Below are 24,237 nucleotides of genomic sequence, written 5' to 3'. Positions count from 1 at the left end.
CTATTGAAGGGTTTTTCGTTGACACTATGCATTTATTAAATTAATATATGAATATATATTCATATATTAATTTGTGAGGTGTTCACATTGATCTATGACGTTATTGTAATTGGAGCAGGTCAAGCTGGTCTAACGATGGGATATTATTTAAAGAAGACCCCTTATACATTTTTGATTCTAGATGAGAGGCCACGAATTGGGGATATGTGGCGAGAGCGGTATGACTCACTAGTGTTATTTACGACACGATCTTATAGTTCCTTGCATGGATTGAGGATGGAAGGCGCACCCGATGGTTATCCAACGAAAGATGAATTAGCCGATTATCTGGAGCAATATGCCAGAACATTTGATTTACCCGTACAACTGGATACGAAAGTGAGCCAGATGAAGAAGCAAGATGACCTATTTGTTATACATACGCAGGACAAAACGATAGTAGCAAGAAGTGTCATTGTTGCCTCAGGACCTTTCCAATATCCGAATATTCCTTCCTTGTCGCAGACGTTGTCCAAGGAAATCGTCCAATACCATTCTTCCGAATATAAGAGCCCTAAGCAATTGAAAGATGGTCCTGTACTTGTGGTAGGCGGCGGCAATTCTGGTACACAGATAGCTGTTGAATTGTCAGAAACTCATGAGATCTACCTATCAGTTGGACAGAAACTTCGATTCTTACCTAGATCGTTCCTGAATCGCAGCATTTTCTGGTGGGCGGATCGAATCAGATTATTGCGAGCAAGCCGTTATTCAAACATCGGTAGTAGGCTTCAGCGTTTAGGTGACCCGATATTCGGCTATGAGCTTAAGGCTCGAATGAAGCAGGGCGCTATCAAGCTGAAAGGCAGAACTGCCGATGCTCAAGATGATGTAATATCGTTTGATGATGGCGATACACTTAAGGTGAGAAATGTGATTTGGGCAACGGGTTTTCGCTCAGATTACGCATGGATTCACATCCCAGAGCTGAATATGCCAAGTGGCGCGCTAAAGCATGACCGAGGAATCACTAACATTACAGGTTTAATGTTCCTCGGGTTGCCATGGCAGCATCGTAGAGGCTCTGCACTCCTATTAGGCGTTGGTGATGATGCCCATTATTTATATCAATACATCATGAAAGCTCCTTAATTTCCATAGGCTTAATTGGATTAAATAAGAACGGTGCTCCCTGCAAATAGTCTCTTATTAATGCTTGAGCGTATGGCTGCTCGGCGATCAGATTGGCTGTTTCACTTGGATTAGAGGCATGGTGACAGTAAGTCTCGATCATGGACATAATGAAGAATGTTTCGAGTAGTCTTACATAGTCAGTTTCAAGCTTGCGAATGCTTTCGTAGCCTTGAATGAGTTTACTTCTGATTGGTGGATGTATGCTCAGTATCGTATGTGCTAGATCATATAAATAGTAGCCGTGACCACAGCGTCCGAAGTCGATTGGTCTTGGATCGTCCTGATCGACAACGATATTACCCGTATGTAAATCTCCATGTACGATTCCAAAGTTCAGCTTGGTTGGCTGTATATTAGCTAGCTCAGACACAATTTTCTCAGATGCTGCTACATATTGTGTCCAAGCTTGTTCGGATAGAAAACAGGAATAGTACTTTCTAAGCCTATCAAATTCACGACGGAAGTGGTCTGCTCCCCACACGGGTCGAGTAAAGTCTGATGGTGGTATAAAGCTTGCAGTTGCTTGATGAAGACGCGCTGCCATTACACCCATGCTGTAAGCTTGCTCTTCCGTAATTTTGCCATTCACTAGCTCTCCTTCCACCCAATGCATGATTGTAACATACGGTCGACGGTACCCTTCATCTGTCTCTATCTCCAGTACATAGGATCCGTGCGAATTAGGTAATCCTTTAGGCAGAACAAGATCAGCAGACTCGTTCATTGATTGAAGCAAAGCAAGCTCCGATTGGAGTTCTTGTTTGTTCAAGCGATCAGAATGTATGCGAAGCAGATAGCTTTGAGAAGTAGTCGTCTCAATTTGATAGGTAATCGTATCGGAGAGTTGAATAAATGTTATTCGTACCCACTCGATGTTGAATTGTTGTAAGGCGGATAAAGCAACCTTCCTGCCACGAGCAAGTAGAGCGTTTCTTTGTTCATTAGTATCGAATTGAAAAAAAGGAATCATAAAATCCTCCTGTAACCATGTTATCTCTCTTATCATAATGAGAGAAATAGCCAGAAGGATATGGCAAGAATGATTAGAATGATTTTTACACAAATAAAGAAAAGCCACATCAGAACGAATTCCAATGTGACCACAGGTTATTCCTTTTTGCTATAAACAATACGTTTGATGCTATCGAATGACAGATGGAATTGCTCAGCAAGCTGCTCAATCGTGGCACCAGCCGTAAATTGACGACGAATGTCCTGATTTCTATCGTTTAAGTAAAGCCGATTGCCAGATTTTTCGCCCCATTTGCGATGCAATTCTTCAGGTTTAGGGATGTATACCATTCCCCCAGGGATATACTTCTGTATTTCCTTCAGCAATTCCTCGGGAAAGACCATTTCTGCATTGACATACTGCATATGAACTTCGCTCCTTAAATATAGGTAATCTCTAAGGAAGCAAAGTCTATTCAACGAACAAGTATCATTCAATTTTAGGACGGTAACTTTATTCTAGCTCTGTGCAAACAACCGCCGTTGTTCATCGTATAGACTTTGCACAGAGCGCATACTCAACCTTGCCATGATTGGGACTCCCTTCGACATGATGACTTAGCAATTATCTCCATTTACATTATACACCACAATCTTCAATCCTCCTGCAAAAATTGCTTGCGTGTGCTGGATTCCCCTATAATGAAACAATGTAAGATCAGATAAGGGAGTAAGAATCTATGTTCAAAAAATTGTTTTATACGTTCATCATCATCCTATTTGTTATCGTTGCCATTGTTGTAGGTGCTGTAATCTATGCAAAGCCTGCGCAAGATCTGGATTGGAGCTACTCCAAAGTGTCACTTACGGATAAAGCGTGGCAAATGGCTAAAAGCTTAAAGACGGAGATGGTCCTATCAGAAGAAGAAGTTAATAGCTTGTTCAAAGAGCGGTATAAGGATAAAGCTAAGCTGCCTCATGATATCCAAATCACGGGAATCCACTTTAATCTGCGAGGGAATACAGTGGATGCGGATGTAAATTTGCTATGGAAAGGATTTGTGGAGGCAGGTGCAAAAATTCGATTTGATATGGAGTGGTCAGATGGCAAATTGATTGTTCGCCATACCCAAACCAAAATTAAGAATATAACTATTCCGCTCAGCACCTTGCAGCTTCCAACAATCGAGGTCCCAATCGATGATAAGCTTCCAGCGCTTACTGCGATTAAAGACCTCAAGTTTGAATCTGATCATATCCGTGTTTTATTCAAATTGAAGATAAAATAAACCTCTAACTAAGCATATCCCAACTTTGATGACTTCAGCTTACGTATGTAGTTGGTGCTCCGCAATAGTTGGGATCTTCTTACTATCGTTGTTATTCTTGAGCTTATTGGGACGCAGCGGCCACCAATTCGCTTCCCCGAACCAGATGGTGATTGATGGAATCACAAGTCCCATCATAACGGTGGAGTAGATGAATAATCCGATGACGATACCCGCCCCTAGCTGAAGTAAGGTTGTAACCCCAGATGGCATTAATGCTGCAAAGGTGCCAGCCATTATGAAGGCTGCAGATGTGATAACACCGCCTGTTGTTCGCATCGATTTGCTTAGAGCATCTTTAACGCCACCTTGCCCAAGCTGATATTCCTCTTTGAAGCGGGACATGAGAAAAATATTATAGTCCACGCCGAGCGCAATTAGAATGAGGAACAGGAAGAAGGACACTGACCAAGACAATCCCTCGGAACCGAGCATTCTGACAAAAATAAATTCCAGAATCCCCATCGTAACAAGGTAATTAAAGGCAAGTGATAATAGTAAATACAAAGGCATTACGATGGAACGCAGCAGAATGATGAGAATGATGAAAATCCCTGCTAGCATTAATCCGCCAGTATAGATGAAATCATTCGCTGAAATCTCTTTAAGCTCTGTGTATGTTGCGGTATTACCTGACATTTTAACATCCAGTTCTTGTAGAACTGTCCCTTGAACACTTTGCTTAATCGCAGATTGGATGATCGGAATGGAATCCATCGCTTCCTTGGAATAAGGGTTGATATCAAAGACTATCTCTAATTTGGCAATCTTGCCATCTTGGGAAATGTAGGTGTCGACTGCTTTTTGCAGTTCCTGATTGTCACTCAGCATATTGGAAGGCAAATACCAACCAGCAATTTGTTTAGACCCATTCGTAACGATTCCTTGCTGAGCATCTGCAATTTGACCTAATCCGTCACTCATTTTCGTAATAGCCGCAGTTCCTTCGCCTAATCCTGATGAGAATTGTGCAATTCCTTTCTTTAGCTCGCCAACCCCAGAAGCAATTTGCGTTTGTCCTGTTGCCAGTTGACCTAATCCGTCTGAGATCTGCCCTACGGATGGAGCTATTTGCGAAATGCCCTGATTTAAGCCCTGCAAACCTTGCTTGGTTTGGGTCAACCCGCCAGCTATTCCTTGAGACTTGGCGATAATGCCTAAGTATAAAGAATCTTTGGCAAGATCAGGGTAATTTTGCATGAGTTCATTCAGATCGTTATTCATCGAATTCGAAGTTTGCTCCAATTGTGAAGCTGCGCCAGCTAATTGCTGAGCGCCTTGTGAGGATTGACCCAGTCCTCCGCGGATTTGATTTAAGCCTTGTTGTGTTTCTTTCATTTTATTCGCGATTAAGTCAGCATTTTGCTGTAATTGTGTAATGTTATCCACATTCTGGTTTATATCAGTCTGAGCTTTTTTCAGGCCATCGCCTAGCTGAGAAACACCTGAGCGAATATCTGTAATCGCCTTAGTTGTTTGTTCGAGCTGACTAGGTACAGTTAGCTCCGTAATTTGCTTACCCAGCGGCCTTGCTGCTGAACGAACCTCTTTGACATGTGGAAGTTTACCAATATCGCTGCTTACCTTCTCGAATGCTGCAATGCTTTCGGCTGATCGCATGGAGGTAGCCGATGTAAGGACGGCAGTAACAGGCAGCACTTCACCGGAAGAGAACTTCGCCTCTACGGTTCGAAAGCCCTTGACAGCGGATGCGTCCTGATTCATTTCACCCAGATCATCGAAGGATCGATTGCCTTGGAATAGCAGGGTGATCGGCGCAAGGATGACCAAGCAAACAAGAAGTACGATTGCTGGACGCTTCGTGGCAAGCTTATTCATTCCTCCCCATACTTTGGAATCGCGATGTCCATTGCCTTGCTTTAGCTTCACTGGCCAGAACATGGCAGGTCCGAGAATCAGCATAATTGCGGGTGCTAATGTGACAGCAGCGAGCAGCGTGATTGCGATCCCGACAGCGACCCCTGCAGCGGATTGGTAGAGACCAAATTTGGCGAATCCGATAAGAAAGAAAGCGATGAATACGGTACTGCCAGCATACAGAATCGTTCTGCCTACAGATTTAACGGTTTGAATAAGTGCAAGAACACGGTCAGAATTCTGCGATAATTCCTCACGGAATCGATGGATGAGCAGGATACAGTAATCCGTACCTGCACCGAACATGACGGCAATTAAGAAAGTTTCCGTGAAGGTGGATACTGGTAGTCCGAGCTTAGTCAATAAAGCCACAATCCCGCGCGTAATAATGAAGGACGCTCCAATGGTAAGCAGTGGAACGAAAGGCGCAATAGGTGATCGAAAGACGATCAGCAGAATAACAATGACCAGTATAACGGTCAGAATTTCAGTCTTGCGCAAGCCTTCTTCTGCTGAATGACTGTAATCGATATAGATGGGTGCTGAACCCGTGAAATCAACGGATGCACCTTGAGGGACATCCTTCATCAGTTCTTTCAGCTTCACTATACTGTCAGCCGTATCGGCGACTTGCACTTCTTTGGGTAATTCAATGACTAACAATTCGGTCGTATGATCTTGTGATACGAACTTATCGGCTAGAGAAGGATCATCGAATTGGGAAATAACGCCTGTAATGCCTAAAGTATCTTGATCACTGTTCATTTCGGAGATTTTGTTCTTTAGCCAGGTTTGATCCTGTTCCGTGAGCCCGCCATCGCGATTTAGTACGATAATTGCATTAGATTTAGACTGGTGGTCAGGATTCATGGAATCAAGTATTTGCTGAGCTTGAGCAGAGGCAGCATCCTTGGGAATGAACCGCCATTCGGTTTGGCGAACGATTTGACCGAGATCGGGCAAAGTGAACCAAGCCGTAACTGCTGCGGCAATCCAGATAATAACGATGAGCCATTTGATCTTGGCTAGCCCGTGTAGCCACTTGTTAACCATAGTACACCTCTCAATCCGATATAAGGTTTAAATTTCCATATCTAATCTTATTTATAACTGAAAAATGACTGACGGTCAAGTATTTAGGGATCGTTTATCTCATCCTATTTTTGAAGGTTTGTTGAACATCAAGATCTGAATGTCGAATCTTCCTGTACACCTGTGATTGTTAATCTTGTATACTTAAAGTCAATAAGGACAATGGCATACTCTATGGATAAAGCAGGTGAAAAACAATGAATCGTGAAGATAAGAAGCGGTTAACGCGTCAGAATGTGCTGAATGCAGCGATTGAATTGTTTGCTGAGCAGAGTTACGAGGCAACAACGATTACACAAATCACGGAACGTGCTGGCATTGCGAAGGGAACTTTCTTTAACTATTTTGCCAATAAAGAAGATTTAATTTGTGATATTCAAGTGATTTGGGCTGTCGAAGAGGTTCGTCGGATCAAGGAGCAGCCAGGGCTATTAATTCCGCATATCCGTTATTTAATTATGCAGATCGATAAATTTCATGCATCGAGACAATTAATGCTTGCTGTGAACCAGGGCATAATATCAAGCCCCAAAGCAATTCGTAACCAACTTGAGCAAATTGATGAGCTTGTTAAAGCATTGACAGAAGTGATTGAAGAAGGGCAGCGTCGTGGGGAGTTTACTAGCTCTTTGCCAGCAGCAATGATCTGCGAAATCGCAATTCAAACGTATCTTGGAACTCGATTATATTGGTCGATGGGTAGAGGTGACTCCAATCTGGGCACTCAGATGGTGGTAACGTTCGAGCTGTTTTTTAAATCTATTATGGCTTGATTCATGTTATCCTGCACAGCAGAGGGGGGAGCTGCTATACGTTACTTAGCTAATAAAAAATGGGCGATCAGCTTGGTGGTTCTGCTCGGTGTGTTCATTTATTTAATCGGATATTTTGGCTATGCCTACTATAACATTCAGGAGATTGTTACAGAAATTGCAGATATCAGCCATGAGACGAAGAGGCCCAAGCATATCGTGCTCATTTCGCAGGAGCTGGATAATCCGTTTTGGCGAACAGTGGAGAAGGGCGCGCGTGAAGCTACGAAGACTTGGGACATGCAGATGGAATACATTGGCCCAATTCGGCTTAACGAGGAGGAGCAGACCAAACTGCTGGATAAATACATAGCTGCCAAGGTAGACGGGATACTCATTCAGGGCGTTCAAGGGGATGCTTATCGCAAGCTGATTGATAAAGCGGTGATGAAGAATATTCCCGTAGTTACGGTGGATACAGATGTCCCTGATAGCAAGCGTATTTCTTATGTAGGCACGGATCATTATGATGCGGGCAAGCAATTAGGCGAACGTCTCCTTAGATCCTATGGAACCAAAGGCAATATTGGGATTATTCTTGGCAGCAAGGATTCCCTCAGCCAGAATCTTCGATATAAGGGATTCCTTTCGGCGATTGATGCTTATCCGGATTTGAGAATCAGCGCACTGGATTTTTCCAATCTTTCAAGAATAGGTGCTGCTCAGGCTGCGGAAGACATGTTAATGAATCATCCTGATTTGGATGTGATGGTTGGGTTCAGCGCACTTGATGGGCTTGGTATTTTACAAATAATTAATGAATTGAAAAATCAGAATAGTATAAAAGTATTTGGGTTCGATGATTTGCCAGAAACGAGGCAAGCTCTTGCTATACAGGAGATTGAAGCAAGCGTTATGCAGATGTCCTATTTGATGGGGCAAGAAGCGGTTCATGTGCTGCATCAATATTTTGATGGGGAACAGGTTCCTGATATTCAGTACATGGAAGTCAAAATACTCGACCACACGAATGCGCTGCGAGGGGGATAACAAGTGAGTATTCGGATGAAATTGTTCATATTTATCCCTGTCATGGTCATTATCGTCAATCTTGTGACCGTCATTATTTATCAAAGCGGCAGATCAATACAAGAAAGCTATAATCTAATGCTGGATCGCATCCTTCTCTACAAGCAAATTTCCTATAAAACTGAAGATAATCTGCGCGTGCTCAGCAGTTATGTCGTTGAGAAATACCGTTCGCAGTATATCGAATTTTTGGAACTCCGAGCTGAGCTGCAGATGTTAAAGGGCAAGCTCTCTGAGAAAAAGCGAAATGCGGAATATAATTTGGCACTCGACAATTATATGAATATCTTGCAGACGTATTTGGATGCGACGGATACCGTGATCTCCGCATTAGATGAGAATGACATGCAGACTTATAGCAGTGCCTATGAAGAGGCGGAGAAAACAGCTACTTATATTAAGGAAGATCACCAGAACCTGGTCGATATGGAGCTTAGCTTCTACCAGCCTTTATATAAGAAAATGCTGCTCACCAGTAATAATATGTATCAAATCGATCAAGCGCTCTTGATTACGAATTTAGTGCTCTGCTTCGTATTTACGATCTGGCTGTCTCGCAGTATTACGACCCCGATCGGTAGATTATTGCATACAGCACGCCAAATTTCGAAAGGAAATTTGGAGGCCCCTCCTCCACCCATTCATAGCACTGATGAAATTGGTATTTTGACGGTTGCCTTTCGTCATATGCAGCTTAATATTAAAGAATTAATGATTAGGGACCAGAAACGAATGGAGCAGGAGCGGCTTGTGAAAGAGCTTGAGATCAAAGCATTGCAAAGTCAAATTAATCCGCATTTTCTATTCAATACACTTAACGTGCTCTCACGTTTAGCAATGCTAGAAGGTGCAGAGAGAACGAGTGATTTAACAGTCTCCGTATCGAATTTATTACGTTATAATCTGCGCAAGCTAGATCAAGCCGTGACGCTGCAGGAGGAAGTAGATAATGCGAGGGAGTATTTTACCATTCAGCAGGCACGCTTTCGTGACCGCATTACATTCCTTACCGAAATCGAAGAGTCCGCATTAGTGCAAGTCATTCCAAGTATGACACTTCAACCGCTGCTTGAAAATGCATTCGAGCATGGAATTGAAGGAATGGAGGATGGCGCTTATATTAAGCTAGTGATTAATCGAGAAGGAGATCAGGTCGTTATTCGAATTATCGATAATGGCGCTGGAATGAGTGAAGAAACACGGCTGTTGCTGCTGCAATTCGATTCCAATACACGCTCAGACATTTCACGAAACAATTCGACTGGATTAGGGACAAGAAATGTTTTTAGAAGATTGCAATTATTTTATAGTGTAAATGATTTGATTGAAATTGAGAGTACAGAAGGTCAAGGAACGACGATTGCTATTCGGGTACCCTATCGAACAAAGGGGGAAATGCACCATGTATCGCTTGCTAATAGCGGATGATGAAGCGCTTGAGCGCGAAGGACTGGAATGGATGATTGCCAGAATGATGCCAGGTGTTTTTGAAATTATTCATGCAGAGAATGGGAGAGTAGCGATTCAGCGTATTGAGCAGTATCGACCGGATATCGTGCTGATGGATATTCAGATGCCAGGGATCAACGGGCTAGAAGCATTGAAGCAGATTCGGGCGAACCATCCCACTATGAAAATTGTGATCGTGACGGCTTACGATTATTTCTCTTACGCAAGGGAAGCACTTCTTCTTGGGGCTAAAGAATATATTCTAAAGCCAGCCAAGCGCGATCATATGATTGCATTCCTGCAGAAGCTTGTCGAGGAACTTGAGGCTGAAAAGCATAAGCGTGAGTCTGAACTTCGGATGACGGAGAAGCTGCTGCAAGTGATGCCAATCGTGGAGAATGAGCTTGCCCTCATGCTGATGCTGGATCGCAGCAAGCATACACGAATTGCTGAGCTTACCGCATTGTTAAATATTGATCTAATTTCAGCTTGGGTAATTGTCATTGCGTGGAATGAGGAGGAGCAGAGTGGCTTAAACAAAGTGGCATTAGATAAATGGATGCACAGTGTAACGAGCTTTATCAAGTCAAGAGCTAGCTGCATAATTAGTCCGATGATTAATCAGCATTGTGCGATATTCATGCTGGAAGATGAAGTTGGAATGCCGATCGTACATAAATTAGGTGAGATAATGGATAAGCAATTCGGGGATGGAATGGTCATGGGCATAGGAACTTTGCAGAGCGGTGTGGATGGAATTAGACAGTCCTACCGTGAGGCCTATACATGCTGCTCACAAGTAGACTATCATGCGAACACTAGATTACGAAGATATATAGATTTATATCCTGACACGATTGCGATCGATTCATTTGCTGCAAATCAGGATGAAGTGACTTTTTTGATAGGTTCGATTAAGCAGGACAGAGAACAGCAGACCTTATCTGTCATCGATCGTGTACGACAATGGATTGCGGAGCATTATCAAGAGGATCTCTTTATGGAGAGTGTGGCGGAGCTGGTTCATTTAAGCCCTTATTATTTTAGCAAAATGTTTAAGCAGCATGTTGGCGTTACGTTCATCGACTATTTGACTGAGATTCGCATTCAGAAGGCTAAGGAGTGGATTGATGAAGGCTTGCTTAGTCTCAAAGAAATTTGCTATGAGGTAGGGTATAGGGATCCCAATTATTTTAGTCGAGTGTTTAAAAAGGTTGTAGGCATCACACCAACTGAATATAAACAGAGTAAGGCGCTGTGATATGTTGTAATCACGCATATAACTAGCATTATTTTGTTTTGAAGTTAAAAAAGTGCTAGCAATTGAAGGTAAGCTGATTTATTTGTACGAGACTCAAATAAAATCTAGTTAAGCAGCAAAGCAGTGCAGGATTTAGTTGAAGCTTTTTCTCTAATAAATGTGCTACGATTCGAAATGTAAGCGAATACATAAGCGTTCGCATACCATCTATTTGAAATATAAGGGGGATATGAGTATGAAACATAAGACACTAACGGTTCTATCTAGTGCATCAATGATAATGGGATTACTAGCAGGCTGCAGTTCATCTTCTGACTCCACTACGCCAACATCGGCACCGACACCAAAACCAACTAGCTCGTCATCTTCACCAATCGCAATCGCGCCAATAACGCCGATACCGCAATCGACTCCTGCTACTTCATCTAATAAATCAGTTGAAATTTTTAGCTGGTGGACAGGTGCAGGGGAAGAAGCAGGACTTAAGGGACTAATCGAATTGTTTAAGAAGAAGCATTCGGATATTGAAATTGTGAATGCAGCAGTAGCAGGTGGGGCAGGAACGAATGCCAAAGCTGTGCTAGCTAGCCGCATGCAAGGTGGAGATCCGCCAGCGACATTCCAGGTTCATGGCGGTGCTGAGCTTAACACGGGTTGGGTAGCAGCCGGTAAGATGGAAGGTCTGAATGATTTATACGATCAAGAAGGTTGGAAAGATAAATTCCCTAAAGATCTAATTGATCTTGTAAGCCATGACGGGACTATTTATTCCGTACCTGTTAACATACACCGCGGCAACGTCATTTTCTACAATAAGAAAGTATTTGATGATAACGGGATCAAGCCTCCCAAAACATTTGATGAGTTCTTCGCAGCGGCTGAGACGTTAAAAGCTAAAGGCATCACACCTCTAGCACTTGGCGACAAGGAACCATGGACAGCAACTCAAGTGTTCGAGGACGTGTTATTAGGCAAACTAGGTGCTGAAGATTATCGTAAGTTGTGGACAGGGGAGCTTTCCTTTGAAGATGCCAAAGTGAAGGATTCACTTGAAACCTTTAAGAAAATGCTGAGCTACACCAACAAAGATCATGCGGCTCGCAACTGGCAGGATGCTGCACAGCTTGTTGCTAAAGGCGAGGCTGCAATGAACATTATGGGCGACTGGGCCAAAGGCTACTTTACAACAGATTTGAAATTGGAAGCGAACAAAGACTTCGGTTGGATCACGACACCAGGATCAGAAGGAAGCTTTATGGTAATTACCGATACATTTGGTTTGCCTAAGGGAGCCAAAGATCCAGAATCCGTGAAAGAATTCTTGAAAGTGCTAGGCTCTGTTGAAGGTCAAGACGTGTTCAATCCGCTCAAAGGCTCAATTCCAGCCCGTGTCGATGCAGATGTCAGCAAGTATGATGCATACGGTAAGCAAACGATCGAAGAATTTAAGACAGCTAAACTAACCGCTAGTATGGCGCATGGTTCGGCAGCACCAGAAGGTTTCGTAACACAAGCTAACCAAGCGATTAACATTTTTGTGACGAAGGGCGATGTTGATCAAGCAGCTAAAGCTTTGCAGCAAGCTGCAGCATCGAGTGGAATGGTTAAGAAATAAGCAACAATTCATGGAGTCAGGTGGCATTCGTGCCATCTGACCCCAATTGTTTCTTCACGGAATGGAGGGTCATACATGCAAGGCAGCGTATCTACACAGCAGCAAGCTGAGCTTAAACTCGCCATCAAGCCTAAACCGCATAAGTTTAAAGTGAGTAAACTCATTCCTATTCTTATGATCCTTCCATCCTTAATAGCGATTGCTATTTTCGTCTATGGGTTTATCGGTTGGACGGGATATGTATCATTATCCAACTGGAATACTCTGGTGAAGGATTTATCCTTTGCAGGATTAAGCAATTTTAAGTTTTTATTTGAAGATTTCCGTTTCCAATCAGATTTACGCAATACGCTTATGTTTACAATTCTGTTCATTGCGGCAACCACCTTGATTGGCATGTGGCTGGCGGTTATGGTCGATAAGAAAATTCGAGCGGAAACGCTATTTCGGAATATATTTATTTTCCCGATGGCCTTGTCGTTTGTCGTAACGGGTGTCGTATGGCAATGGATTTTGAGTCCATCTACAGGCATTAATCTCATTCTGAAGGGTTTATTCGGACTTACGGATGATCAAGTACCTGCGTGGTATACAAGCACCGATATCGTGCCTTCCATTCCATGGGGGCAGATTGATTTCGGCTTGCCGATTGCGATCATCGCTGTTGCGATTGCGACGGTTTGGCAAATGTCAGGGTTTACAATGGCGATGTATTTGGCGGGCTTACGTGCGATTCCAGAAGAGCTGAGGGAAGCAGCACGTATTGATGGAGCGACGGAAAGACAAGTCTTCGCCAAAATCATTTTGCCACAGTTAACACCCGTGACAGTAAGCGTGTTTATTATTTTGGGGCATATATCGCTCAAAATTTTTGATTTGATATTTGCAATGACAGGGCCAGGCGCTATGTTCGTTACGGATGTACCTGGTGTATTCATGTTCGAGACGACGTTCAGGGGCAATCACTATGCGCAGGGTGCAGCAATCTCGATGCTCATGCTAGGTTTCGTATCAATCTTGATTATTCCTTATATCTGGTCTAGCTTCCGTAAGGGAGGGAGCTCATGAAGCCGAATATCGTAAAGCGAGTTTTCTTATACCTGATTCTTGGCATAATGGCATGCATGTACTTGATCCCGATTTATGTATTGCTTGTAACGAGTTTTAAAGGGACAGCAGAGATTACGCTCGATCAAATGTGGCATTTACCAAGTAGTCTGGATTTTGGTGGGTACGCTAAGGCGCTGTCTAAGCTTGCGCCAAATTTATTGAATAGTCTGTATTTAGCTGTTCCAGCAACTGTGTTATCCGCGCTCTTGGGCTCATTGAATGGTTATGTATTGTCAAAGTGGAGATTTAGAGGAGCTAATGTTTTGTTTGGTCTCATGCTATTCGGAATGTTTATCCCTTATCAAAGCATTCTAATCCCGCTTATTCAATTTTTGCAGTCCATTCAATTATATAACTCCATTCCTGGCTTAGTTCTGGTACATGTCGTCTACGGTCTTCCGATCTGTACGCTCATCTTCCGTAATTTCTATGCAGGGATTCCCGATGAAGTGCTGGAACAGGGGAAAATTGATGGCAATGGTTTTTTTGGACTCTACCGTCATATTATTGCTCCATTATCCATTACAGGCTTTGTCGTAGTGGGAATATGGCAGTTTACAAGTGTTTGGAATGAATTCTTGTTCGCAGTAACCTTAACGACGCAGAAGCAGCAGCCGATCATGGTTGCCTTGCAGAATTTATCCGGCAGTCAGATTGTAGAGTGGAATGTGCAAATGGCAGGTGCTCTCCTTGCCGCATTACCTACTTTGCTCGTCTATGTCTTGCTTGGCAAGTACTTCGTGAGAGGCTTATTAGCAGGATCCATTAAAGGGTAGCAAGAAAGAAATCAGCAACTTTAGGCGTAATGGCCTTAAGTTGCTGTTTTTCTTCTTCTTATTTATTTAAATCTTGAACGCCTTTATAGATCAAGTCGAACAATTCTTCGATGTTCTCTTCTTCGATACAAGAGAAGGCGACACGCAGATCGGTTTCGCCTAGTGCGATTGTACCGATTCCATATTCATCAAGCAGATGCGTACGAAGTGTTTCAGCATCAACGGTTTTGAGCTTTAGACACATGAAATAGCCGGAGTTGAACGGATAATAATCCCAAGCTGATTCAAATTTACCTGAATCCAGCACGCTTTTGACTTTATTGGCGCGGCCTTTCATAATATCATATTTCTCTTGTCTTTGCGCAGCAAACTCAGGAGATTTAAGCGCATGTAGCACGAAGGTTTGAGAAGGGTGTGGACCTGAGGAAATCGTTGCACGGATGATTCCCATCGTTTTTTGCTCAAGTGCACTTAGAAGTGCCTGGCTGTTGCCTCCATATGTAATAAAGCCTACGCGGAAGCCCCATACATATTCCTCTTTAGTAGCACCGTCTACTTTAATCGCAAGTACACGCGGATGCAGATTAGCCAATTGACCAAATAGGGATTCGTGCAAGGAATCTTCAAAGAAAAGTCCGAAATAAGCATCATCTGTCACGACAACAACGTTAATACCAGCTTCAGCTCCTGCAAGAATTGCAGCGACAATCTCACGTCCCTCAGCCGGTCCTGGTGTGTAACCTGTCGGGTTGTTCGGGAAGTTCAGAACGACGAATGCCTTGCCTTTGGATTGTTGTGCGAGAATCGCCTCTTTCAATCCTTCGCTATTGAATGTACCTTGTTCATTGTATAGCGGATAGTTGACGATTTGTGCTCCGCGACGGATGCCAAATGTCAGCTCGTAATTCTCCCAATTCTTATCTGGAATAATCACGACATCGCCAGCATCAGCGAATAAGTCTGCTGTTACACTAAGTCCATGCGTTAGTGCGTTCGATACGATTGGATTGCCAAAAGTTTTGTCAGCCAGCTCAGGGTTGTCAGCGATCATTTTTTGACGCCATACGCTTCTAAGTTCGGGCTTACCAGCAGGTGGTGCATATTCGTAAATATCTTTGGGATCGTATGCATTTAGTGTATCTTGTATCACTTTAAGATGCATCGGCTGTCCATTCTCAATTGCGATGCCGATCGTTGCATTATATTTCTTCGCTTTCGTCTTTGCTTCTGCAGATTGGCTTAGAATGCCTTCTTTGGGAAAATAAATTTGTTTACCGATGTTAGATAGCATGTCGTAAACATGTGGGTTCTCACGTAGCAAAGTTTCATTAAGCTGTTGGGCTAGTTCGTTCATGACGTCCCTTCCTCTCAAACCGTAGCGTTATTGAATTTAATTCTTGCGGTTATTATATCATTCTGCTCTAATTTCGTCACTTTCTGAGTGGAATGAATCAAATAATTCATATAATTTTCATAATACGGTATACCCCCCTGTAGTATAATGAGAGAGATATTAAAATGATAGTGGGGGTTATTTGATGATAAAGACTAGAAACCTATTCCTTACGGTTTTGATCGGCAGTATGCTTGTCCTTACAGCTTGCGGTTCTAAGTCAGAAGTACAGTCCAGTCAGATGCATGCCCCTAACGGTGATTTGCAGGAAACAACGGTTAATACGAGCACTTTGCCTAGTTTTCTGGATAACAAACCGGATATTTTAAGACAAGCCTATGAAATCGCAGCGGAGCATGCAGAGCTGCTGGAGTGGATTCCGTGCTACTGTGGCTGCGGACGTAGCGCAGGGCATAAGAGCAATAAGAATTGTTTTGTTAAGGAAATACAAGGCGATGGTTCTGTCGTGTGGGATGATCATGGGACACGCTGCAATGTATGTGTTGAAACAGCGGTAATTTCAGCTAAACTAAAAGTAGAAGGCAAATCGGATTTAGAGATTCGCCAGCTTATTGACGAAAAGTATAAAACAGGCTACGCTAAACCAACGGATACTAAGATGCCGATTTAATGATGAAGTTGGAGGTGCTGGGATGTTTCAGGCTGAGTTTTATTCAGGTACCAAACAAGAGAAATATGAGCAGCTCATTAAACAACTGCGTGCTTTGTTAGAGGGTGAACCGAATCGAATTGCTAACTTAGCGAATGCGGCTGCCCTATTAAATCAGTTCCTGACCAATATTAATTGGGTAGGCTTCTACTTAATAGATGAAAAAGGGGAACTAGCGTTAGGCCCATTTCAAGGTCTTCCTGCGTGCACCAGAATACCGTTAGGTCGAGGTGTATGTGGAACTTCGGCATTGAATCGCAAGATACTGCGTGTTGCGGATGTACATGAGTTCCCAGGACATATCGCCTGTGATGCTGCATCTCAATCGGAAATCGTTGTGCCTCTTGTAAAGGACGCGCAGGTAATTGGCGTACTAGACATCGATGCACCGATTAAGGATCGATTCGATGCTATAGATGAAGAGTGCCTCGAGCAATTCGTAGACGTGCTGGCCTTGTATATTTAGTTTTGTTCTACGTTGGTTGCTTATGGATCTTAAATAATATGGGCTGAATTGTTAGTCAGATGACTATCAATTCAGCCCTTTGTATTTGTATTACTTATGCTTCTTCGGTCCAAGAGCTTATTTTCTTGTCAGAAGGGAGCATGAAGGATAGTAATCCTAGCAGCGGCAAGAAGCCTACAATTTGAATAACTGCTGAGATATTGAAGTATTCGATCAATTCGCCAATTGCTAATGCCCCAATTCCGCCAAGTCCAAAAGCAAGGCCGATAATAAGTCCTGAAACGAGACCGACACGCCCTGGCAATAAGGATTGTGCATATACGACTGTAACAGAGAAGCTGGATGAAAGAATGAAGCCTGTGATGGCTAATAAAGGATATAACCAGTATTCATTTGCAAAGGGCACAAGCATCGCGCATGGTGCTGTACCTAGCATGGATAAGGCGATTACATTGCGTTTGCCGAATCGATCGGCGAGCGGACCGCCGAAAAATGTACCTACTGCTCCAGCAATTAAGAAGACAAGCAAGTAAATTTGTGCATTTCCCATCGATATTTTGTATACCTCTTCCAAATAGAAAGCATAAAAAGAAGAGATTGAAGCGGAATACCAAGACCGAACGAGAACAATTGCGATAAGCAAGATCATAGCTGTGATGATCGCCTGTTTACGCTCGGGATTCATCGCTCTCTTTATTTTCGCTTTGGAAGGCAGTGAAGTTGTCTGTAATACGCCGCGGTACCATTTAGCAACATATAATTGTAAAAGCACACCGAACCCAGCAACAAAGGTGAAGAAAATAGCTCCAATTTGACCAAGTGGAATTAGGATCCATTTGGATATGACAGGCTGCATCGAAGAGCCTGTATTTCCGCCAACCTGAAAAATAGATTGCGCAAGGCCTTTACGCTGACCTGCGGCTAAATGCGCGACACGTGATCCTTCCGGGTGGAATACGGCTGAACCAAGCCCAATGAATACAACCCCAAGCAGAACAAGCGCATACATTGGAGCTAGACTCAGCAGCAGCATGCCGATCAGGGATAACAGCATGCCTATTGGCAGCAGCATAGGAGTCGGCTTGCGATCTGAATATAGCCCGAATACAGGCTGCATGATCGAAGAGGTCAACTGAATGGTGAAGTAGATCCATCCGATTTGGGTAAACGATAGGTTCATCGATTCTTTAATAACAGGAAAAATCGCCGGAACGACCGATTGTAGCGTATCATTGCACAGATGGGCTAATGATATCGCGAATAGAATGCGATATGTTGTTGCATTTGGATTGGGTGAAGATTTAGGAACAGTTGCTGGTTGCCCGGCAACCGTGTTTATGCCACTCCCCATCGTTAATCATTGCTCCTTTGGATTCAATTCTGTTTCGAGATGTCCGTTAGAGTCCCGAGCTTCTCACCCATTTTAACTTTGCTACCCACTTCTAGATCTTCTCGAGGAATGAATGTATCATTCTCCATTAATAGAACAACGGTAGATCCGAATTCGAAGTAAGCAAGCTCGTCACCGCGTTCTAACTGATTAGGCAGTTCACTTACGTACTTAATAGAAGATACGTTAAGAGCGCCTACCTTAATAACAGCAAGCTCACCTTTATCATGCTGCATGATGGTGATGAGTCTTTCGTTACGGCTTAGTGTCTTACGCATGTAGCGAAGACCAAAATCATTAACCGGATATACTTTACCAGGTACATGTTCTTTTTCGACAATTGTCCCGTTAACAGGACTGTGGATACGGTGGTAGTCTGTAGGAGACAGATACAATACAAAGTAGAAGCCCTGCTCATAATTGATCCTGCGCGGATTATGGTTCAACAAATCTTCAACAGTATAATCCTGTCCTTTGACATTAATGATCTGACCTTCTTTAATGGATCCCATTCCCGTTATTAAGCTATCGACGGGTGAGGTGATGAGGTCAGTGCCCTGGTCGATTGGACGAAGTCCTGGCTTTAATCTACGCGTGAAGAAATCATTGAGGGATTGATATTCATGCAAGTTCTTCTCTGCATCTTCTATCCGAATTCCATATGATTTAGCAAACTTCGGAATGAAGTTGCGGCTCATTTTGGACTTGGCAACATGACCTGTAATTTGAGAAACCCACTTTCGTGCTGAAAGCTCTGTAAGCAGGCGGAAAAACGGTTTAGACATCGGTTCTTACTCCAATCTCCTTGTAATAATCAATATCTTGCCATAGATCATGGTTTTACGCAATCAAGAACGTAAACTACCAATATGATGGAAATTGTGATATGATGTTAAATTGTGGGATCTCATAATTATTTTTCAGAAGGAGTTGTAAAAATGCAATTTTCAAACAAGATCGTTAAAATTTGGACTGCCATTGTACTTGTGGGGGCACTCGTATTAAGTGGTTGTTCTGCAGAACAGCTTAAAGCTGCAGAAGTTTACAAGAAGACACAAGAAGCTAGTCAGAAGCTAGATAGCTTTGGCATGGACATGGATATGAAGATGAACATGGCTGCTGGAACAGATAAGATGGATATGAATACAGCAGTTAATGCTAGCATCATCATGAAGCCTGATTTACAAATGGATATGCTAATGGACCTCAATATGGCTGGACAACAAGTCAAAATGCAGATGGTTCTAGTCAAAGATGGACTATTTGTTAAAGATCCATCAAATGCTTGGACTCAAATGCCTAAAGAACAAGTAGATTTGATGATGGGCAGCTCGAAGGAACAATACGATCCTTCCGCGCAACTCGATCAGTTGAAGCAATTTGCTGATGATTTCTCTATGACAGAATCTAGTGAAGCTTATACATTAAAACTAGAAGCTACAGGTGAGAAGTTTAAGAAATTTATGCAAGAAGAGATGAAGAAACAGCTAGCTTCCCAACAAAATATGGGCGCTTTAGCTGAGAATATGCCTGAATTCACATTTAACAAAGCGGAATACGTATTTGTGATTGATAAAAAAACTTTCAATCCGAAGGAAGTTAATATGGTACTAGATGCTGAATTTACAGTTGAAGGTCAGAAAGTTCAAATGAACATTGATATGAAAGCCACGTACAATAAATTTAATGAGATCAAGGAAATTAAACTTCCAGAAGGTGCTAAATAATATCCCTTCTTCCACTAATTCATAAGAGCCTATGCATGCTGCTTAGCGTAAAGCAGTTATGTGTAGGCTTTTTTTTGTAAGCATATGACCAGTAATTGGGTGTTTGCATATGTTACAAGAGAGTATTACTTGAAAGGAGTGCCTTATGAAAAAGTGGAAAAGCCGCAGTAACGGAAAATCATCTACTCCTAAGCAAAGCAAATATGATTCGAGGACAAATGAATTAAGCTGGCTCGATTTAGATCGGAAGCAAGCCCACAAAACGAAAGATATTCTAGGGACTGAACCTGAGCAGACAGAAAGTGATAATAATACGATAACTGAAGCAAATAAAATATTGATTTCATTCGCGCATACCGCTGAACTTGAAGCTCCTGCAATAGTTCCGACACCTATACCTGTAGTTCTAAATGTTGAAAAAAAAGTCAATAAACAAGTGCCACCTGTTGTGGAAGGTAATACAGATATAAGAGTGGTAATGGCGCATCGGAAAAATGGGCGAACCACTCAGCCTGTTGTTTATACGGATGATATTGTTGAGGCTGCGGTAACGAATGAGAAGATCGCTTCAAGAGCAATTGATGAATCGAAGATAAAGCCGCAAAGCATCGGGACGAAATTGTTAAAGGATTACTCTGTTGATCAATCCAAGATAGCACCAAGTGCAGTTACAGGTGAGAAAATTGACATAGGTGCAGTTAATCAACAGCATATTGCGCTTTATGCAATTTCGGGTGATAAGATTCAGGATCGCACCATTACGGGAGATAAGTTGATCGATTCTTCGATCACATCGAATAAGTTAGCAGTTGGAGCTATTGATTCGACCAAAATTGCTTATCGCTCGATTCAGGCAGTTCATTTAGCCGAGTTCAGCATTTCACCAGAGCTGATTGAGGATCAAGCGATTACATCAGATAAAATCAAGAGTGGTGCTATTCAACCTAGACATTTGGTGAATCAGATTATTGATACAGCTAAGCTTGCCGATGGCGCGATTGCCACTGAGAAGCTTCGTGATCAAGTGGTTACGGCAGCCAAGTTATCACCTCAGAGTGTTTCTTCGGTTCATTTGAAGGATGACGTTATATTGCAGCAGCACTTAACTGAAGGGGCTATTCAGAGTGAACATATTGCCATTGAGCAGATTGTATCAGAACATATTGCTGCCAAAGCGATAAAAACGAATCATTTAGAAGACGGTACCATAACCTCAGATAAACTTGCTAAGTATTCGATTGATTCAGCTCATTTGAGGCATGGTTCTGTACAGAAGGAGCATTTGCCAAACGAGGTTATTCATGAAAAGCATCTCAGCAATAATTCAATTACAACACGCAAGCTTGCTAGAGGTTCGGTAACTGAAGATATCATTGCTGATTTTGCAGTAAAAGGTAAGAAAATAGCAGAAAATTCCATAACTGCTGAAAAGATAGCAGAGGAAGCTATCGATTCGGAACATCTCGCGAAATCAGCGGTTACGCGGGATAAAATTGCAGCTGAAGCTATACAATCCTCACATATTGCTTCAGGTGTAATCGGCCCAGCACATATTCAGATTAAGGCGATTGCTACAAGCATGCTGCAGGATGGAGTTGTTACTTCAAGTAAGCTGCAGCAAGGCTCGGTGCAAAGTCAGCATATAAGCGATAGCGTCATTCAGACCAATCATCTGGCAGCACATGCCATTACAACGTCCAAATTAGCACCAGAATCCGTATCATCGGATAAGCTTACGGATTACGCAATCATTACGAGCAAGCTTGGTGATGGTGCAGTTACGAGCAGTAAACTCGCTACCGGCAGTGTGCTGAGTTCACATATTGCCCATCATGAAATTACAACAGATTTACTTGCAGATGGAAGTGTGACCTCCACGAAAATTCAGGATCAAGCGATTGCTGCACAGCATTTGGCTCATCAAGTCGTAAGCGCCGACAAGCTGATGCATGATGCTGTTCAAGCTGAACATATTTTAGCAGGTGCAATAAGATCTGAACATCTGGAGCATTATGCATTGCATAAAGAACATTTAGCAGATGCTTCTGTCGATACGCGAACTATTATAGCGAAAGCTGTAACAGGGGAGAAAATTGCTGACGAGACCATATCAGGCGACAATCTGATGAATGATACGATCGGCGGCAAGCATCTTCAAGCCAAAACAATCGAAGGTTTCCATCTTAAATTCGGTTCGATCTCGCAGGAGCATTTGCAAAAGGGCATCTTTACTTTAGAACAGTTAAGTGATCGAAGCATTGATGGAACGAAGCTCAAGGCAGCGTCTATACAGACCGAGCATATGGAAGATGGAGCAATTACTTCTGATAAAATTGCCAAAGCTTCTATAGGCTCGAGTCATCTGCAGCCGGAATCCGTCCAAACGAACATCCTTGCAGATGGTGCCGTGACTTGTGAGAAGATAGCGGATGGATCGATCATTGGAACGAAGCTTGGTAAGGAAATTATTCAGGCTTTGCATCTTGTACCGAACTCGATTCAATCACAGCATCTGCAACGGTCAGCCGTACAACGTGCCCATTTGGCGGCAGAGTCGGTTACCAGCGAGAAGCTTGCGCTAAACTCAATACAAGACGTGCATATTGCTGAGAAAGCGATCAATACCTTTCATTTGGATAAACGTGCCGTCGGTACTTCGCAGCTTGATGATGAAGCGGTCTCTACTGCTAAATTGCAAGATCACGCTGTGACTACGGATAAAATTGCCGATGAGAGTATTACGAGCAGTAAGCTTTCAGAGGAAGCTGTTACATTCGAGAAGCTGGCACGATCGAGTGTGGATGGCAGTAAACTGCGCTATGAAACGGTAAGAACCGAGCATTTGGTTGACGCTGTGGTAACTAGGGAGAAGCTTGCGCCTTCTTCTGTCACCGAGCCAATTCTTGCCGATCATTCCGTTACGACTAAGAAACTGGCTCCGCAAGCTGTCGGATCGCTTAATATCGCTGAACGTTCCATTGTGGCAGAGCACCTGAATGATGGACTAGTGAAAGAAGAACATTTGGCTGACAGCTCTGTTACAAGTTATAAAATAGCTGGCAACAGCATTCATGCGATACATTTGGCCGATCATGCTGTCATTAGCAGTGCAATTTCACCTGAGGCTATTGAAAGCGTGCATTTGGCTAAAAAGACTATTCAATCAGCGCATTTGGCGAATCAATCTATTACATCGGATAAATTGCAAGATCGAGCTATCGTTTCAAGGCACTTGGCTGATCAATCCGTAGGCAGTCGGGAACTGGCATCTGGGTCTGTTTCCTTTGATAAATTAGCGGATGATTGTGTGGACAGTACGAAGCTCCAGACTGGGGCTGTACTATCTGATCATCTACATGATCAAGCGGTTACTCGTTATAAAATTGCCCGTGGAGCAGTTCTAGACACACATTTAGCTGAAGAATCCGTCACTAGTGAGAAGCTAGCAATGCAGGCAGTATTCGGCGTCCATCTTGCCAAAGGAATTATTGACTCCTCTCATCTAACGCCAGGTTTGATCTTGGAATCGCATTTGGCACCTGGTGCCATCGCAGGTGATAAACTGGCTGACGGGACCATTGGCTCGAATAAACTAACAACGGGCTCGATTAATACAGATAACTTGCAGCATGAAAGTGTAACATATGAGAAGTTATCTGCACTCAGCGTAGATGGGGCGAAAATTCGTCCGCATTCGATTACTGCCATCCATTTAACGAATGATATGATTGATTCGGATCATTTAAAGAAGCAAATCGTGCTGAGTGATCATCTGACAGATAGCAGCGTAACAGGTGATAAGCTGGCACCAAATTCGGTGAACAGTGATCATATCGAAGCAGGCAGCATTGACTCTGTACATTTGATTACAGACGCTGTGAACGAACATCATCTGAAGGATCATTCGATTTCCGCAGGTAAGCTGCAGGATGGTTGCATTTCGAATTCGAAGCTTGCTGTCAATAGTGTGCAGACGTCCAATCTGGAGGATGAATCCGTCACATATGACAAACTTGCTATTGGAAGTGTGGATGGTTCAAAAATCAGACATTTCTCGATCTCGACCTTGCATTTGAGTGAAGGATCAGTCACTAAGGATCGGATATCACCGGGATCC

Annotated in this window: 19 protein-coding genes; 13 read left to right on the top strand and 6 right to left on the bottom strand. The window is 42.9% G+C overall.

Going from position 1 to position 24,237, the window contains the following annotated elements:
- Positions 1-90: 90 nt before the first annotated feature.
- Positions 91-1,131: a flavin-containing monooxygenase gene (locus E0485_RS15520; RefSeq protein ID WP_132419098.1), complete on the top strand. Its 1,041-nt coding sequence runs from the start codon at positions 91-93 to the stop codon at positions 1,129-1,131.
- Here the strand turns inward: E0485_RS15520 and E0485_RS15515 are convergent.
- Both E0485_RS15515 and E0485_RS15510 read right to left on the bottom strand, forming a co-directional pair.
- Complete coding sequence (locus E0485_RS15515; protein ID WP_132418981.1) at positions 1,115-2,143, bottom strand: phosphotransferase enzyme family protein; 1,029 nt, start codon at positions 2,141-2,143, stop codon at positions 1,115-1,117. The genes E0485_RS15520 and E0485_RS15515 overlap by 17 nt on opposite strands.
- Before the next feature lie 137 nt (positions 2,144-2,280).
- A complete protein-coding gene (locus tag E0485_RS15510; RefSeq protein ID WP_132418980.1) occupies positions 2,281-2,550 on the bottom strand; it encodes a CD3324 family protein in 270 nt (89 codons plus the stop codon).
- Between the two features lie 314 nt (positions 2,551-2,864).
- Between E0485_RS15510 and E0485_RS15505 the strand changes: the two genes are divergently transcribed.
- Positions 2,865-3,413: a hypothetical protein gene (locus tag E0485_RS15505; protein ID WP_132418979.1), complete on the top strand. Its 549-nt coding sequence runs from the start codon at positions 2,865-2,867 to the stop codon at positions 3,411-3,413.
- 39 nt (positions 3,414-3,452) lie between these two features.
- On the opposite strand, the gene E0485_RS15500 is transcribed toward E0485_RS15505, so the two are convergent.
- Entirely contained in the window at positions 3,453-6,383 is a 2,931-nt protein-coding gene (locus E0485_RS15500; protein ID WP_132418978.1) for an MMPL family transporter, read from the bottom strand.
- Between the two features lie 236 nt (positions 6,384-6,619).
- Between E0485_RS15500 and E0485_RS15495 the strand changes: the two genes are divergently transcribed.
- From E0485_RS15495 to E0485_RS15465, 7 genes are all read left to right on the top strand, one after another.
- Positions 6,620-7,195, top strand: coding sequence for a TetR/AcrR family transcriptional regulator (locus E0485_RS15495; protein WP_132418977.1), 576 nt, complete (start codon positions 6,620-6,622; stop codon positions 7,193-7,195).
- 3 nt (positions 7,196-7,198) lie between these two features.
- Positions 7,199-8,224 carry a substrate-binding domain-containing protein gene (locus tag E0485_RS15490; RefSeq protein ID WP_132418976.1) on the top strand — a complete coding sequence of 342 codons (1,026 nt, stop codon included), beginning with the start codon at positions 7,199-7,201 and terminating at the stop codon, positions 8,222-8,224.
- Positions 8,225-8,227: 3 nt separating this feature from the next.
- Positions 8,228-9,691 carry a sensor histidine kinase gene (locus tag E0485_RS15485; protein ID WP_235857591.1) on the top strand — a complete coding sequence of 488 codons (1,464 nt, stop codon included), beginning with the start codon at positions 8,228-8,230 and terminating at the stop codon, positions 9,689-9,691.
- Positions 9,666-10,973, top strand: coding sequence for a response regulator (locus tag E0485_RS15480; protein WP_132418975.1), 1,308 nt, complete (start codon positions 9,666-9,668; stop codon positions 10,971-10,973). Before E0485_RS15485 ends, E0485_RS15480 begins: the two co-directional genes overlap by 26 nt.
- A gap of 235 nt (positions 10,974-11,208) precedes the next feature.
- Complete coding sequence (locus tag E0485_RS15475) at positions 11,209-12,588, top strand: ABC transporter substrate-binding protein (protein ID WP_235857590.1); 1,380 nt, start codon at positions 11,209-11,211, stop codon at positions 12,586-12,588.
- 75 nt (positions 12,589-12,663) lie between these two features.
- The gene (locus E0485_RS15470; RefSeq protein ID WP_132418974.1) at positions 12,664-13,656 is read left to right on the top strand and encodes a carbohydrate ABC transporter permease; all 993 of its coding nucleotides are present in this window, start codon (positions 12,664-12,666) and stop codon (positions 13,654-13,656) included.
- Positions 13,653-14,474: a carbohydrate ABC transporter permease gene (locus E0485_RS15465; protein WP_132418973.1), complete on the top strand. Its 822-nt coding sequence runs from the start codon at positions 13,653-13,655 to the stop codon at positions 14,472-14,474. Before E0485_RS15470 ends, E0485_RS15465 begins: the two co-directional genes overlap by 4 nt.
- 58 nt (positions 14,475-14,532) lie before the next feature.
- Here the strand turns inward: E0485_RS15465 and E0485_RS15460 are convergent, their stop codons facing one another.
- Positions 14,533-15,828, bottom strand: coding sequence for an aminotransferase class I/II-fold pyridoxal phosphate-dependent enzyme (locus E0485_RS15460; RefSeq protein ID WP_132418972.1), 1,296 nt, complete (start codon positions 15,826-15,828; stop codon positions 14,533-14,535).
- A gap of 184 nt (positions 15,829-16,012) precedes the next feature.
- Between E0485_RS15460 and E0485_RS15455 the strand changes: the two genes are divergently transcribed.
- Both E0485_RS15455 and E0485_RS15450 read left to right on the top strand, forming a co-directional pair.
- Entirely contained in the window at positions 16,013-16,498 is a 486-nt protein-coding gene (locus tag E0485_RS15455) for a PCYCGC motif-containing (lipo)protein (protein ID WP_132418971.1), read from the top strand.
- Positions 16,499-16,520: 22 nt separating this feature from the next.
- Positions 16,521-17,003, top strand: coding sequence for a GAF domain-containing protein (locus E0485_RS15450; RefSeq protein ID WP_132418970.1), 483 nt, complete (start codon positions 16,521-16,523; stop codon positions 17,001-17,003).
- A 94-nt stretch (positions 17,004-17,097) separates the two neighbouring features.
- Here E0485_RS15450 and E0485_RS15445 read toward each other — a convergent pair whose 3' ends face one another.
- Both E0485_RS15445 and asd read right to left on the bottom strand, forming a co-directional pair.
- The gene (locus E0485_RS15445; protein WP_132418969.1) at positions 17,098-18,354 is read right to left on the bottom strand and encodes an MFS transporter; all 1,257 of its coding nucleotides are present in this window, start codon (positions 18,352-18,354) and stop codon (positions 17,098-17,100) included.
- Between the two features lie 23 nt (positions 18,355-18,377).
- The gene (gene asd, locus E0485_RS15440; protein WP_132418968.1) at positions 18,378-19,178 is read right to left on the bottom strand and encodes an archaetidylserine decarboxylase; all 801 of its coding nucleotides are present in this window, start codon (positions 19,176-19,178) and stop codon (positions 18,378-18,380) included.
- A 153-nt stretch (positions 19,179-19,331) separates the two neighbouring features.
- Here asd and E0485_RS15435 point away from each other — a divergent pair, with 153 nt between their 5' ends.
- Together E0485_RS15435 and E0485_RS15430 are read left to right on the top strand one after the other, a co-directional pair.
- Positions 19,332-20,120, top strand: coding sequence for a DUF6612 family protein (locus E0485_RS15435; RefSeq protein ID WP_132418967.1), 789 nt, complete (start codon positions 19,332-19,334; stop codon positions 20,118-20,120).
- Positions 20,121-20,265: 145 nt separating this feature from the next.
- On the top strand, positions 20,266-24,237 hold a 3,972-nt coding region (locus E0485_RS15430; protein WP_132418966.1), incomplete at its 3' end, for a hypothetical protein.

Origin of the sequence: Paenibacillus albiflavus, from assembly GCF_004344915.1 — a bacterium.
Classification (GTDB): Bacteria; Bacillota; Bacilli; order Paenibacillales; family NBRC-103111; genus Paenibacillus_AM; species Paenibacillus_AM albiflavus.
Note: the sequence above shows the minus strand (reverse complement) of the source record. Positions and strands in the feature narration are given on the sequence as shown.

What these genes read in the sequence shown, in the direction of transcription:
- E0485_RS15515 (WP_132418981.1), bottom strand. Translation starts at nt 2,143, where the DNA reads ATGATTCCTTTTTTTCAATTCGATACTAATGAACAAAGAAACGCTCTA.
- E0485_RS15510 (WP_132418980.1), bottom strand. Translation starts at nt 2,550, where the DNA reads ATGCAGTATGTCAATGCAGAAATGGTCTTTCCCGAGGAATTGCTGAAG.
- E0485_RS15505 (WP_132418979.1), top strand. Translation starts at nt 2,865, where the DNA reads ATGTTCAAAAAATTGTTTTATACGTTCATCATCATCCTATTTGTTATC.
- E0485_RS15500 (WP_132418978.1), bottom strand. Translation starts at nt 6,383, where the DNA reads ATGGTTAACAAGTGGCTACACGGGCTAGCCAAGATCAAATGGCTCATC.
- E0485_RS15495 (WP_132418977.1), top strand. Translation starts at nt 6,620, where the DNA reads ATGAATCGTGAAGATAAGAAGCGGTTAACGCGTCAGAATGTGCTGAAT.
- E0485_RS15490 (WP_132418976.1), top strand. Translation starts at nt 7,199, where the DNA reads ATGTTATCCTGCACAGCAGAGGGGGGAGCTGCTATACGTTACTTAGCT.
- E0485_RS15480 (WP_132418975.1), top strand. Translation starts at nt 9,666, where the DNA reads ATGTATCGCTTGCTAATAGCGGATGATGAAGCGCTTGAGCGCGAAGGA.
- E0485_RS15475 (WP_235857590.1), top strand. Translation starts at nt 11,209, where the DNA reads ATGAAACATAAGACACTAACGGTTCTATCTAGTGCATCAATGATAATG.
- E0485_RS15470 (WP_132418974.1), top strand. Translation starts at nt 12,664, where the DNA reads ATGCAAGGCAGCGTATCTACACAGCAGCAAGCTGAGCTTAAACTCGCC.
- E0485_RS15465 (WP_132418973.1), top strand. Translation starts at nt 13,653, where the DNA reads ATGAAGCCGAATATCGTAAAGCGAGTTTTCTTATACCTGATTCTTGGC.
- E0485_RS15460 (WP_132418972.1), bottom strand. Translation starts at nt 15,828, where the DNA reads ATGAACGAACTAGCCCAACAGCTTAATGAAACTTTGCTACGTGAGAAC.
- E0485_RS15455 (WP_132418971.1), top strand. Translation starts at nt 16,013, where the DNA reads ATGATAAAGACTAGAAACCTATTCCTTACGGTTTTGATCGGCAGTATG.
- E0485_RS15450 (WP_132418970.1), top strand. Translation starts at nt 16,521, where the DNA reads ATGTTTCAGGCTGAGTTTTATTCAGGTACCAAACAAGAGAAATATGAG.
- E0485_RS15445 (WP_132418969.1), bottom strand. Translation starts at nt 18,354, where the DNA reads ATGGGGAGTGGCATAAACACGGTTGCCGGGCAACCAGCAACTGTTCCT.
- asd (WP_132418968.1), bottom strand. Translation starts at nt 19,178, where the DNA reads ATGTCTAAACCGTTTTTCCGCCTGCTTACAGAGCTTTCAGCACGAAAG.
- E0485_RS15435 (WP_132418967.1), top strand. Translation starts at nt 19,332, where the DNA reads ATGCAATTTTCAAACAAGATCGTTAAAATTTGGACTGCCATTGTACTT.